At 68.7% G+C, this 11,460-nt stretch carries 14 protein-coding genes and 1 tRNA gene; 6 read left to right on the forward strand and 9 right to left on the reverse strand.

Translation table 11 applies throughout. The features are described from left to right. Nucleotides 1-2: 2 nt before the first annotated feature. The gene (locus K3U94_RS22045; protein ID WP_220695033.1) at nucleotides 3-1,370 is read right to left on the reverse strand and encodes a WS/DGAT/MGAT family O-acyltransferase; all 1,368 of its coding nucleotides are present in this window, start codon (nucleotides 1,368-1,370) and stop codon (nucleotides 3-5) included. Between the two features lie 107 nt (nucleotides 1,371-1,477). Between K3U94_RS22045 and K3U94_RS22050 the strand changes: the two genes are divergently transcribed. The 4 genes from K3U94_RS22050 (at nucleotide 1,478) to K3U94_RS22065 (ending at nucleotide 5,257) form a co-directional block, all read left to right on the forward strand. Continuing rightward, on the forward strand, nucleotides 1,478-2,161 hold the full coding sequence (locus tag K3U94_RS22050) for an Rv3717 family N-acetylmuramoyl-L-alanine amidase (RefSeq protein ID WP_220696910.1): 684 nt from the start codon (nucleotides 1,478-1,480) through the stop codon (nucleotides 2,159-2,161). 2 nt (nucleotides 2,162-2,163) lie between these two features. Beyond that, nucleotides 2,164-3,627 (forward strand): neutral zinc metallopeptidase, encoded by a 1,464-nt coding sequence (locus K3U94_RS22055; protein ID WP_220696911.1) that lies wholly within the window; start codon nucleotides 2,164-2,166, stop codon nucleotides 3,625-3,627. Between the two features lie 298 nt (nucleotides 3,628-3,925). After that, nucleotides 3,926-4,249 (forward strand): DUF4333 domain-containing protein, encoded by a 324-nt coding sequence (locus K3U94_RS22060; protein ID WP_220695034.1) that lies wholly within the window; start codon nucleotides 3,926-3,928, stop codon nucleotides 4,247-4,249. A gap of 165 nt (nucleotides 4,250-4,414) precedes the next feature. Further along, nucleotides 4,415-5,257, forward strand: a complete 843-nt coding sequence (locus tag K3U94_RS22065) for a formate/nitrite transporter family protein (protein WP_220695035.1) — start codon at nucleotides 4,415-4,417, stop codon at nucleotides 5,255-5,257. 121 nt (nucleotides 5,258-5,378) lie between these two features. Here K3U94_RS22065 and K3U94_RS22070 read toward each other — a convergent pair. From K3U94_RS22070 to K3U94_RS22080, 3 genes are all read right to left on the reverse strand, one after another. Then, nucleotides 5,379-5,469 (reverse strand) — tRNA-Ser (locus K3U94_RS22070). A gap of 29 nt (nucleotides 5,470-5,498) precedes the next feature. Continuing rightward, nucleotides 5,499-5,966 (reverse strand): nucleoside deaminase, encoded by a 468-nt coding sequence (locus K3U94_RS22075; RefSeq protein WP_047321506.1) that lies wholly within the window; start codon nucleotides 5,964-5,966, stop codon nucleotides 5,499-5,501. Beyond that, nucleotides 5,963-6,484, reverse strand: coding sequence for a tRNA adenosine deaminase-associated protein (locus K3U94_RS22080; RefSeq protein WP_047321507.1), 522 nt, complete (start codon nucleotides 6,482-6,484; stop codon nucleotides 5,963-5,965). Before K3U94_RS22080 ends, K3U94_RS22075 begins: the two co-directional genes overlap by 4 nt. 84 nt (nucleotides 6,485-6,568) lie before the next feature. On the opposite strand from K3U94_RS22080, the gene K3U94_RS22085 reads away from it, so the two are divergent. Continuing rightward, on the forward strand, nucleotides 6,569-7,510 hold the full coding sequence (locus K3U94_RS22085) for a prephenate dehydrogenase (protein WP_047321508.1): 942 nt from the start codon (nucleotides 6,569-6,571) through the stop codon (nucleotides 7,508-7,510). Here the strand turns inward: K3U94_RS22085 and K3U94_RS22090 are convergent. Continuing rightward, nucleotides 7,476-8,072: a putative glycolipid-binding domain-containing protein gene (locus K3U94_RS22090; RefSeq protein WP_047321509.1), complete on the reverse strand. Its 597-nt coding sequence runs from the start codon at nucleotides 8,070-8,072 to the stop codon at nucleotides 7,476-7,478. The two genes, K3U94_RS22085 and K3U94_RS22090, sit on opposite strands and share 35 nt — an antisense overlap. Nucleotides 8,073-8,175: 103 nt before the next feature. Here K3U94_RS22090 and K3U94_RS22095 point away from each other — a divergent pair, with 103 nt between their 5' ends. Continuing rightward, nucleotides 8,176-8,508, forward strand: a complete 333-nt coding sequence (locus K3U94_RS22095; RefSeq protein WP_220695036.1) for a LapA family protein — start codon at nucleotides 8,176-8,178, stop codon at nucleotides 8,506-8,508. Nucleotide 8,509: 1 nt separating this feature from the next. On the opposite strand, the gene K3U94_RS22100 is transcribed toward K3U94_RS22095, so the two are convergent. Genes K3U94_RS22100 through K3U94_RS22110 form a run of 4 tightly spaced genes read right to left on the reverse strand, consistent with a single transcriptional unit; the run spans nucleotide 8,510 to nucleotide 11,371 of the window. After that, the gene (locus tag K3U94_RS22100) at nucleotides 8,510-9,121 is read right to left on the reverse strand and encodes a histidine phosphatase family protein (RefSeq protein WP_220695037.1); all 612 of its coding nucleotides are present in this window, start codon (nucleotides 9,119-9,121) and stop codon (nucleotides 8,510-8,512) included. 34 nt (nucleotides 9,122-9,155) lie between these two features. Beyond that, nucleotides 9,156-11,027, reverse strand: a complete 1,872-nt coding sequence (locus tag K3U94_RS22105) for an alkyl/aryl-sulfatase (protein ID WP_220695038.1) — start codon at nucleotides 11,025-11,027, stop codon at nucleotides 9,156-9,158. A 47-nt stretch (nucleotides 11,028-11,074) separates the two neighbouring features. Then, on the reverse strand, nucleotides 11,075-11,209 hold the full coding sequence (locus K3U94_RS24190; RefSeq protein ID WP_267878332.1) for a hypothetical protein: 135 nt from the start codon (nucleotides 11,207-11,209) through the stop codon (nucleotides 11,075-11,077). A gap of 3 nt (nucleotides 11,210-11,212) precedes the next feature. Next, the gene (locus tag K3U94_RS22110; RefSeq protein WP_220695039.1) at nucleotides 11,213-11,371 is read right to left on the reverse strand and encodes a hypothetical protein; all 159 of its coding nucleotides are present in this window, start codon (nucleotides 11,369-11,371) and stop codon (nucleotides 11,213-11,215) included. Between the last annotated feature and the right edge of the window lie 89 nt (nucleotides 11,372-11,460).

An 11,460-nucleotide genomic window follows, 5' to 3' on the forward strand; every position in this document is an offset into this window, starting at 1 on the left:
CCTCACACACCCACGGCGTGTTCCAGGTCTTCCAGCGCGGTGTCCAAGTGCCCGAGCAGGCGTTGCAGGTGCGGAACCGAGCGACGGCAGCCGACCAGCCCGAAATCGAGGTTGCCGGCGTTGCTGACCACCGTCATGTTCAGCGCCTGTCCGTCCAGCGCGATCGACATCGGGTAGTTGCCGTCCAGGCGGGCGCCCTGCCAGTACAGCGGCTCGGCCGGGCCGGGCACGTTGGAGATGACGATGTTGAACGGTGGCTTGGCCGCCGAGACGAAGCCGGGGATCGCCGCCAAGGCCAGCGGCGCCATGTTGGCCGCCGACAGTGCCAGCGCCTGCGTGCGGGGCAGCTCGCTGAACACCTTCTTGTTGCGGCGCATCGACTCGCTGATGGTCGCCAGCCGCTGTGCCGGGTCCTCGAGGTCGGTGGCCAGGTTGCACAGGATGGTGCCGACCATGTTGCCGCCGGAGTCGGCTTCGGCCTCGGTGCGCAGGCTCACCGGGACCATCGCCACCAGCGGATGCTCCGGCAGGGCCTGCTGCTCGCCGAGGTAGGCGCGCAGCGCCCCGGCACACATCGCCAGCACCACGTCGTTGAGGGTCACCCCGGCTGCTCGTTTCACCGCGATGACCCGCTCCACCGGCCAGGACTGCGCCGCGCAGCGGCGGGCACCGCCGATCTTGACGTTGAGCATGGTGCGCGGTGCTTCGAACGGCAGGGTCAGCTGCTGCTCCAGCAGCGCGGCTCGCGCCAGCTTCACCGTCGACGGCCCCAAGGCGGCAACGCCTTTGACCATCGACGTCAGTTCGCTCAACCGGGATGGGGAATCCGGCCGCGGCCGCGACTTGGGCCCTTGGGCCCGGACCGACCACGGAGTGCGCAGTTCCGGGTCGCGTGGGTCGGTCGACAGGGTGCGACGCATCAGTCGCAGCAGCGAGACACCATCGATCAGGGAGTGGTGGATCTTGACGTAGACGGCGAACCGTCCGTCGTTGAGACCCTCGACCACGTGGGCTTCCCACAGCGGGCGGTGCCGGTCGAGCAGGCTGCCGTGCAGTCGCGAAGTGAGCTCCAGCAGATCGCGCACCCGGCCCGGCACCGGTAGCGCCGAACGCCGCACGTGGTACTCGAGGTCGACGTCGTCGTCGAAGGCCCAGCCCACGCTCGAGATGCCACCGAGCAGCGACGCCGGGCGTTTCCGGAAGGCGGGCTGCAGATCACGGGCGCCCAGCAGGCCCCGGTAGATCTCGCCGACGAACTCCGGCCCGGCGCCCTCCGGCGGCTCCAACAACATCAGCCCGCCGACGTGCATGGGGTGCTCACGCGTTTCGGTCAGCAGGAAGACCGAGTCGAGCGGTGACATCAGCTGCATCGATCCATTAGACCCCGGAGGACCCCGCGGCCGCTTGCTAGTCTTGCCCGGTGCGTCGCCGGACCGTTGTCTGTGTCGCCTCGGCCGCGTGCTTGCTCGCGGCCGGCATGGTTGCGCCCACCGCTCCGGCCGACCCCGAAAACCCCGCCGTTGCGGGCAAGACGGTGTTTCTGGACCCGGGGCACAGCGGCGCCAACGACGCCTCGATCGCACGGCAGGTTCCCAACGGGCGCGGCGGCACCAAGCCCTGTCAGACCAGCGGAACCGCCGCCGACGACGGCTACCCCGAGCACAGCCTGAACTGGGACGTGACCAACCGGATCCGCGCGGAACTCGAGCGGCTGGGCGTGCACACCGAGCTCTCGCGCGGCGACGACACCTCGGTAGGCCCATGCATCGATGCGCGGGCCGCCGCGGCCAACGCCGCGCACCCGGACGCAATCGTGTCCATCCACGCCGACGGCGGGCCGGCTTCCGGCCGCGGGTTCCACGTCAATTACTCCAGCCCGGCGCTCAACGACGCCCAGTCCGGTCCGGCCGTGGCGCTGGCCGGTGCCATCCGAGACGCCCTGACGGCCGCGGGCATTCCGCAATCCAGTTACCTGGGCGCCGACGGCCTCTACGGGCGGGCGGATCTGGCCGGGCTGAATCTGGCCGAGTATCCGGCGGTGCTGGTCGAGTTGGGCAACATGCGCAACGCGCAGGACGCGGCGCTGCTGGAGAGCGCCGACGGGCGAGCGCAGTACGCCACGGCCGTCACCAGTGGGATCGTGGCTTACCTCAGCAGGTGACGATGTTGCAACGCGGATTCGGCCGAACCGCCAGAACGGTTTTCGGAGTGACAGCCCTGGTCTTGGCGCTGGCGGGGTGCGCACAGAACACCACGCCGACGGTGATCGCTGGGCACGCGATATCGATGTTGTATGACCCCGGACGGGTCGGCGGGCTGCCCACCGCGGAGGGGCCCAGCGGCCCGCGCGGCGACGTTCCGGCGGTCACCGCCCGGGTGCAAAACAGCGACGGCGGAGACATCGACCGGCTGTCTCTGCTGGCAATCGATGACATCGAGGACTTCTGGACGCAGCACTACGCCGAGGCGCTGCGCGGACGCTTCCAGCCGGTCTCGACGCTGATGTCGTATGACTCCACCGACGCAGACGGCCCGTCGGTGTGCGGCGGCGACGTCTACCATCTGCCGAACGCGATGTATTGCCGTCGGATGGACACGATGGCCTGGGACCGCGCCAAATTCTTGCCCACCGCCCGAAAGTACTTCGGCGACATGGCGATCAATGGGACGCTGGCTCACGAATACGGGCACGCCCTGCAGAACATGGCGGGAATCGTCAACCCGCTGACGCGCACCCTGGTCCGCGAACAGCAGGCCGACTGTTTTGCCGGGGTGTATCTGCAGTGGGTGGCCGCGGGCAGTTCCGCACGGGTGCAGTTGAGCACCGGCGACGGCCTCAACCATGTGCTGGCCGGGCTGATCGTGATCCGCGACCCGGTGTCGACGCCGGACAATCCGGTCTCGATCTCTGATGAGCATGGCACCGCACTGGACCGGGTCGGCGCCTTCCAAACCGGCTTCGACGGCGGCGCGGCGATGTGCGCCGAGATCGACATGGACGAGATCCGCAAGCGCCGTGGCAATCTGCCCAATTCCCTGTTCGATTCGGAGAACCCGCAAAGCGACCTCACGATCGACGAGTCGGTGTTGTCGACCCTGATGGAGCAGCTGGGCCAGATCTTCGGCTTGTCCCGCCCGCCGGAGCTGGCCACCTCGGGCAAATGCCCCAGTGGCCGCCGCCCCGACCCGGTGGCCTACTGCCCGGAGTCCAACCTGATAGTCGTCGATCTGGCCGGACTGCAGGAGATGAGCGCGCCGACCGATCAGTCGACGCTGGGTATGCCGCAGGGCGACAACACTGGTTTGTCGGCCGTCACGTCGCGGTATGCGCTTGCGGTGCAACGGGAACGCGAGGTCGGCTTGGAGTCGGCGGCGGCGGCGTTGCGCACCGCGTGCCTGACCGGGGTGGCCCAGCGTCGGATGGCCGAGCCCATGACGCTGTCATCCGGCCAGGGCTTGACGCTGGCCGGCGGGGATCTCGACGAGGCGGTGACCGGCCTGCTGATGAACGGGATCGTCGCCAGCGATGCCGAGGACAACACCGTGCCGGCGGGTTTCACCCGGATCCTCGCGTTCCGCTCCGGGCTGCACGGCGACATCGACGGATGCTTCGAGCGGTTCCCGTGATGAGCGAGCTGTCATGAACCGTCCGCAAGACCCGCAAGAGCCGCCGGAGCCGCGGACCACGCCGATTCCGCGACCGCGTGGGCCGCAGCGCCCACGTCCACCGGAACAGCCCTGGTATCTGGAGTTGCGTCGGCCCCCGGCACCCCCGCCGCCCCGAGTGCCACCGCCCCCACGGGCGCACCGGCCGCCACCGTCGGGCCCGCGGCCTCCGGTACCGCAGGACCGTCGCCAGCCGCGGACGGCCTCCGCTACTGGTGCCCCGAAACCGGCGGACCCGCGACCCCCGTCGAACCGCGCCGTGCTGATCGCCGCGGGCCTGACCGGACTACTCGCCGCCGGTGTGCTCCTGACGTTGGTGCTGCGCGGCGCCGTCGGCGGCTCGGGCTCCGTCGAGCTCGATGTGCACAAGGCCCAAGACGGTGTTCGCCAGGTGCTCACCGACCCGATCAACGGCTATGGACGCGACAACGTGACCAACGTCCGATGCAACAACGGGGTGAATCCGACCGTGCGTAAGGGCACCAGTTTCAGCTGTGTGGTCACTGTCGACGGCGCTCAGCGCCGCGTGCTCGTGGAGTTCACCGACGACGCCGGGACGTATGCGGTCGACCGGCCTCGGTGATGTTTTAGCTGGTGAAACGCGGCAAAGGGCCCCCGAAGACGTTGTTGGGCAACGTCTGTGGGCTGACTAGGAGTTGGCTGGCGATCTTCCTCGGCGCGGGTAGCGGCACCGTAGGTTCACATGCGCCGATACAACTACTGCGCCCCGGGGTACCTGAGGAGTTCGATGACCTACGTCAAGCCGCCCGAGTTGATCAATGCAATGATCGACGCCGGCCAGTCCAAGATTTTCATGTCCACCCGCGACACGCTGATCCGCGCATTCATGGCCGGTGCGACACTGGCGCTGGGCGCGGCGTTCGCGGTGGCCATGACCGTGCAGACCGGCCAGGCGATCATCGGGGCACTGCTGTTTCCGGCCGGCTTTTGCATCCTCTACCTGCTCGGATACGACCTGCTGACCGGTGTGTTCGTGTTGGCGCCGCTGGCCTGGCTCGACAAGCGTCCGGGCGTCACCATCGGCGGGGTGCTGCGGAACTGGGGACTGGTTTTCCTCGGCAACTTCGCCGGTGCCTTCACCGTCGCGGTGCTGATGGCGATCGTGTTCACCTACGGCTTCTCCAGCCCGCCCAACGAAATCGGTCAGGCGATCGGCCACATCGGCGAGGCTCGCACGCTCGGCTATGCCGCACACGGCTTTCCGGGCATGCTGACCTTGTTCGTGCGCGGCATGCTGTGCAACTGGATGGTGTCCACCGGGGTAGTCGGGGCCATGCTGGCCACCGACGTCACCGGAAAGGTGATCGCCATGTGGCTGCCGGTGATGCTGTTCTTCGCAATGGGATTCGAGCACTCGGTCGTCAACATGTACCTGTTTCCCTCCGGCCTGATGCTCGGCGGGCACTTCACCATCCTGGACTACATCGAGTGGAACGAGATTCCCACGGTGCTGGGCAATCTGGTGGGTGGATTGGCATTCACCGGGTTGGCGATGTACGCGACTCATTCGCGGACCGCGCCCAAACGCAGCACTCCGGCGGTGCAGAAGGACGTCACTGCGGGAGTCTGATGGCCATAAGTCCGCGAGATCGGGCTGACGCAGGCCGCTACTCGAACTTTTCCTGCGTGGACCGGATCTCGCGAGTTAGTGATCACCCCGGCAGCGGCCGGGGTGATCACTAGCATCACAATGGCGGTGGCGGAGGGATTTGAACCCTCGGTGGGGGGTTACCCCACACACGCTTTCGAGGCGTGCTCCTTAGGCCGCTCGGACACGCCACCGCGGGACAGCGTACCCAACGAGGGGGCCATCAGCCCAATCGCTGCCGGGAGAAGAAGGCTTCCAGTGGCGCAGCGCACTCGGCGGCCAGCACTCCGCCGCGGACCTGCGGCCGGTGGTTGAGCCGGCGATCCCGCACCACGTCCCACAGCGAGCCGACCGCACCGGTCTTGGGTTCGAAGGCCCCGAACACCAGCCGTTCCACGCGCGCGGCCACCAGCGCGCCCGCGCACATGGTGCACGGCTCCAGCGTGACAGCCAGCGTCGCACCGGTCAGCCGCCAGCCGTCACCCAGGACAGCTGCGGCAGCGCGGATCGCCAGCAGTTCGGCGTGTGCGGTCGGGTCTCCAAGCGCTTCGCGTGCGTTGGCCGCCTGGGCCAGTACGGTGCCGTCAGGACCGACCACCACCGCACCCACCGGCACATCGCGGGGCCCGGCCTGGCCGGCAGCCGCCAGGGCCGCGCGGATCAGGTCCTCATCGGTGGGCGGGGCGGTCACCGATCGCGGCGCGGCAGCGCCGCGGTGAGCTGCTCGTCGAATCCCATCTCGTTGGCGATTCGGTGCAGCTGCTCTTCGACGGCAAGGTCGGGCTCGTCGAGGATGACGCTGAGCACCGCGGCGGGCAGGCCGATGTCGGACAGCACCCCCAAGTCGCCCTCCTCGAACGGGTCGGCGTCCTCGAGGTCGTCGGCGTCGATGTCGGCGTCGATCTCCTCGAGCACCTCGTCGGCGAGGTCATAGTCCAGCGCTGCCGTGGCATCCGAGAGCAGCAAGCGAGTGCCGGCCGGGCCCGGGCGGATGATCACGAAGAACTCGTGGTCGACATTGATCAGACCGAAAACAGCTCCGGCACTGCGTAGTTCCCGCAGCTCCGTCTCTGCTATGGACAAACTGGTCAAGGCCGCGGCACGCATCGACGTGCAACGCCACTTGCCGTCTTCGCGCACAACAGCCACGCCAAATCCGTCCAGCGTCTCCGCGGGCCGGCCCGGTGCGGACGAGCTCTGTGCTCCCATGGGCGCCTACGGTAGTCGCCGGTTACGCCCTTGACCAGCGTGTGCCAACCTGGACAGGTGGCGGTAAGCACAGTGAAAACTCCGGTGTGCGTCTTAGGGCTCGGCCTGATCGGCGGTTCGGTGCTGCGCGCGGCCGCGGCGGCGGGCCGGGCGGCGTTCGGCTACAACAGGTCGGCCGACGGGGTGAATGCCGCGGTCGCCGACGGCTTCGACGCCACCACCGAGCTGGAAACGGCCCTGAAGCGCGCCGCACAGACCGGTGCGCTGATCGTGATCGCCGTCCCGGTGCCGGCGCTGCCGATGCTGCTCGGCCCCATCAGCCGCCTGGCACCCGAATGCCCCCTGACCGACGTCACCAGCGTCAAGAGCCCGGTGCTCGACGAGATCACCGCCGCGGGACTGCAGGCCCGCTTCGTCGGCGGGCACCCGATGGCCGGGACGGCGCACTCCGGTTGGCCGGCCGGGCACGCCGATCTGTTCCACGGCGCACCGTGGGTGATCAGTGTCGACGACCACGTGGACCCGGCGGTGTTCTCGACGGTGCTGGACCTGATTCTGGACTGCGGATCGGTGGCGGTACCGGCCCGCTCGGAGGAACACGACGCGGCCGCGGCAGCCATCTCGCATCTGCCGCACCTGATGGCGGAGGCGCTGGCCGTGACGGCAGCGGATGTACCGCTGGCGTTCGCGCTGGCCGCCGGATCGTTCCGCGACGGCACCCGGGTCGCCGGGACGGCACCGGACCTGGTCCGGGCCATGTGCGAGGCCAACTGGCAACGACTGCTACCGGCGCTGGACCGCGCCATCGCGCTGCTGGCCGATGCGCGGGATTCGCTGTCGGCCTCGGACTCGGTGGCCGAACTGGTCAATCACGGCCACGCCGCCCGCACTCGCTACGACAATTTCCCCCGCAGCGAGATCGTCACCGTCGTCGTCGGCGCCAGCGACTGGCGCCGGGAACTGGCCGCCGCCGGGCGGGCCGGCGGGGTGATCAGATCCGCGTTGCCAACCCGGGATAGTCGATGACGAACCCGTCGGCGTCGACGGTGACGGTGGTGCCCCGGGCATCGGTTCCCGGTGTGATCACCTTGATGCCGGACCGGTTTCCGGCGCTGCTGTAGCTGGCGGTCGCCGCCACCACCGACATGTCCGGCAGGTTCAGGTACAGCGTGGGCAAGGTGATCGCGGCCGATCGCTCCTGCAGCCGGGCCCGCCGGATCGGCAGCGTGTTGAAGAACGGGCTGAACAGCATGTCGATGTCCAGGGCACCGTCATAGCCGGCGCGTGACTGCCCCCGGGCATCAGTGACCAGCCACATGTTCTCTTCGTCGCGGGCAATCACCAGCTGGCGTTCGCGTTCGGCGAGCGTGACGGTCAGTCCCAGCCGTTTGGTGGCGCCGGACTCATCGGTGTGCAGGTCGTAATAGACGCCGAACGCCGGATGCTCCGCGGTGGCCCCGGCCACGATCCGGCCGTTGGCCCTGATCCGGTTTCCGGACAGCTGCACACGTACCGACTCCATCCGCGGGGCGTCGGGCGCCCGCCAGGTCAGAATCGCCGGCCACGGGCCGGACGGGGCTGCGCTCACCAATCCACCGTAAGCGACGGCCCAACGATCCGCAGTGAGGCCCCCGGTGCGCAAACTCATCAGAACCGGTTCATTTCCGGGCCACACGCGGCAAGATGTCCCCATGAGCAGCGACCCCAGCGTGCCCGTCGACCCGTCTCAGGGCGAAGCCAGCACACCGCCGCCGCCCCCGGCGGCGATGCCGTTCACCCGTGCCGGCGCGCTGTGGAGCGCACTGATCGCTGGTTTTCTGGTCCTGATCGTGTTGCTGGTGTTCGTCACCCAGAACACGGATCCGGTCGATCTGGCGTTTTTGACCTGGACCTGGAGCCTGCCGAAGGGCGTGGCGATCCTGCTGGCGGCGATCTGCGGCGGGCTGGTGACGGCCCTGGTGGGTACCGCGCGGATCTTCCAGCTGCGTCGCGCCGCCAAGAAGTCCCTCGCGGCTCAGCGGTAGATCAGAACCGCGCCTGATTGCGCGGCAGCAGGTCCCAGACATGCTCGGTGCCGTTGATCGATGCCGCGGCGCCCTGCCCGGACCGCGAGTACAACAGCCGGGTGATCGACACGTAGTCGATGGGAAACGACAGCAGGCGCTGCGTGCCCAGGATCTGGTGCAGCACCACGTTGATCACGCCGCCGTGGCTGAACACCGCGACCGTGTCATCAGGCTCGGAGCCGGCCACCACGTCGACGACGGCGGCGGCGACCCGGGCGCAGAACGCGGCCTCGTCGACGTCGGCGGGCAGGTGGCCCTGGGCCATCCGGGCCCAGTCCTGCGGTCGCTCGGTGCGTAGGTGTTCGACGGGCAGATAGCCGGCCAGGTCGCGGTCGTACTCGGCGAACCGCTCATCGATGTCGACGCTGTGCCCGAGCTGCGCGGCCAGCGGCTCCGCGGTCTGGATCGCACGACGCTGCGGGCTGCTGACCAGCCGGGTGATCGGGAAGCGCGCCAACGCGTCCGGCAGGCGCTGCGCCTGTTCGACCCCGACCTCGGACAGCTCGGGGTCTGAGCCCTGGCCGTACTCGCTGCGCAGCGGCAGGGCATGGCGGATCAGCAGCAACTGCACGCCTGTCACCCTAAGGGGCCAGTTCCGCCCGACTTCACGGGGTGACGATGTTGAAGTTCGGGTCGGGTTTGTCCAGTACGCCCAGCAGGTTCGCCCACGCGGTCTGGTCGCCGGAGATCTCCAACTCCCCACCGCCGAGCAGCGCCGCCAGCAGCGCCAGCTTGGTGGCCGCCGTGACGGTGACGTCCGCGCTGGCCGGGTCCGCCGGAGTCTTGCGGTGGACGAGTACACCGTTGCGCAGGGTGAGGCGATAGTTGACGCCGGTGTCGGCGAACGAGACATCCAGGGCCAGTGCCAGATCCCAGGCCCGTGGCCCGTTGACCCGGATCGCCAGGCTCTCGAAGAGCTGCTCGGGGCTGAGTTGGGAGATCAGCGCCGCCGAGGTGACCTGGCCGACGGTGCCGAAGTTGCCGGTGCGCAATTCGGTGGCGCCGGACAGAAAGAAGTTGCGCCAGGTCGCGTTCTCCGCGCCGTAGGCCAGCTGTTCGAGGGTGTCCGCATAGAGTTTTCGGGCGGCGACGTGATTGGCGTCGGTGAACACCACATGATCGAGTAGTGTTGCCGCCCAACGAAAGTCACCGCTGTCGAAGGCATCCTTGGCCAGGTCGACGACGCGGTCCGCGCCGCCCATCGCCGCGACGTAGCGGGGGCCGGCCGCCTCGGGCGGGTGTGGCCACAACCGGGCCGGGTTGCCGTCGAACCAGCCCAGATAACGCTGGTAGACGGCCTTGACGTTGTGGCTCACCGATCCGTAGTAGCCGCGGGCGTGCCAGGCGTTGTCCAGGGCGGGCGGCAGCTGGAGCTGTTCGGCGATCTCGATACCGGTATAGCCCTGGTTGAGCAGCCGCAGCGTCTGGTCATGCAGATAGGCGTACAGATCCCGTTGCAGCCCGAGGTATTCCGCGATCCGCTGGGTTCCCCAGGTCGGCCAGTGGTGCGAGGCGAAGACGACGTCGGCCCGTCCGGCGAAGGTGTCGATGGCTTCGGTGAGGTAGCCGGCCCAGGCATGCGGGTCGCGCACCAGCGCGCCACGCAGCGTCAGCAGGTTGTGCTGATTGTGGGTGGCGTTCTCGGCCATGCACAGCGCCCGGAATTGCGGGAAGTAGAAGTGCATCTCGGCCGGCGCCTCGGTTCCCGGCGCCATTTGGAACTCGATCTGCACGCCGTCGATGACGTGGGTCTCGCCGGTCTGGGAGATGGTGACGGTGGGGACGATGACCGACACCTCCCCGGTCGAGGTGTTCTGTCCCAGGCCGCAGCCGACCTGCCCGCGCGGACCGCGCGCCAGCACGGTGCCGTACATGTAGCCGGCCCGGCGCAGCATCGCGGTGCCGGCGTAGACGTTCTCGGCCACCACATGCTCGATGAAGCCCTCCGGGGCAAGCACGGCCACCCGGCCGGCGTCGACGTCGGCCTGCGAAGTCACGCCCAGCACACCGCCGAAGTGGTCGGCGTGACTGTGTGTGTAGATGACCGCGGTGACGGGGCGGTCTCCGCCGCGATGTTCTCGATACAGCGCCAGCGCCGCGGCGGCGACCTCGGTGGAGATCAGCGGATCGATGACGATCACCCCGGAGTCGCCCTCGACGAAGGTGATGTTGGAGATGTCGAACCCGCGCACCTGGTAGATGCCCTCGACGACTTCGTAGAGTCCCTGCTTGGCGGCCAGTTGGGATTGGCGCCACAGGGACGGATGCACCGAGGTCGGCGGATCACCGGCGAGGAAGCCGTAGCTGTCGTTGTCCCAGACCACCCGGCCGTCCGCGGCGGTGATGACGCACGGCTTCAGCGCAGCGATGAAGCCGCGGTCGGCGTCGGCGAAATCCGTTGTGTCACTGAAGGGCAGCGTTCTGCGGTGCTCAGCATGGGCGGCCTCGACCGTCGCACTCACCGGCTGGTTTTCCATGGCGTCCAGCTTGCCACCAATGCGGTGCCGCGGTGCGGCCCGACGCGTCAGGGGCGCCGCCGCCACCCGGTCAGTGCGTTGCGCAGCCGGCCCAGCCATGAGGGGCGGGCGACCCGGTCACGGGTCTCCCGCGCCTCCTGCGCGTAGTCGCGGATGGATTCGTCGCCTTCTTCAGCACGCATGGGTCATTTCTCCGGGGAGTCGTCGGGTGGTGCCGGCGGGTCTTCGGGCACCAGTCGTTCCGGCGGTTCCGCGGGCACCAGTCGTTCCGGTGGCTCCTCGGGAACACGCCGGTGCGGCGGCTCTTCCGGCCGGCCCGGTTCGGGTGGCAGTTCGGGATTCATTCGGGTCGCCTACCCCTCGGGCGGCGGACGCAAACCCCCGACGAGCGTGCGCAGTTGTACGGCAAACCCGGCGTGTTGCCGCACAAACA

The organism is Mycolicibacter heraklionensis, from assembly GCF_019645815.1.
Classification (GTDB): Bacteria; Actinomycetota; Actinomycetes; order Mycobacteriales; family Mycobacteriaceae; genus Mycobacterium; species Mycobacterium heraklionense.

Excerpts from the sequence above, each read along its gene's own strand:
- K3U94_RS22045 (WP_220695033.1), bottom strand. The coding sequence starts at position 1,370 with ATGCAGCTGATGTCACCGCTCGACTCGGTCTTCCTGCTGACCGAAACG.
- K3U94_RS22050 (WP_220696910.1), top strand. The coding sequence starts at position 1,478 with ATGGTTGCGCCCACCGCTCCGGCCGACCCCGAAAACCCCGCCGTTGCG.
- K3U94_RS22055 (WP_220696911.1), top strand. The coding sequence starts at position 2,164 with ATGTTGCAACGCGGATTCGGCCGAACCGCCAGAACGGTTTTCGGAGTG.
- K3U94_RS22065 (WP_220695035.1), top strand. The coding sequence starts at position 4,415 with ATGACCTACGTCAAGCCGCCCGAGTTGATCAATGCAATGATCGACGCC.
- K3U94_RS22080 (WP_047321507.1), bottom strand. The coding sequence starts at position 6,484 with ATGGGAGCACAGAGCTCGTCCGCACCGGGCCGGCCCGCGGAGACGCTG.
- K3U94_RS22095 (WP_220695036.1), top strand. The coding sequence starts at position 8,176 with ATGAGCAGCGACCCCAGCGTGCCCGTCGACCCGTCTCAGGGCGAAGCC.
- K3U94_RS22105 (WP_220695038.1), bottom strand. The coding sequence starts at position 11,027 with ATGGAAAACCAGCCGGTGAGTGCGACGGTCGAGGCCGCCCATGCTGAG.
- K3U94_RS24190 (WP_267878332.1), bottom strand. The coding sequence starts at position 11,209 with ATGCGTGCTGAAGAAGGCGACGAATCCATCCGCGACTACGCGCAGGAG.
- K3U94_RS22110 (WP_220695039.1), bottom strand. The coding sequence starts at position 11,371 with ATGAATCCCGAACTGCCACCCGAACCGGGCCGGCCGGAAGAGCCGCCG.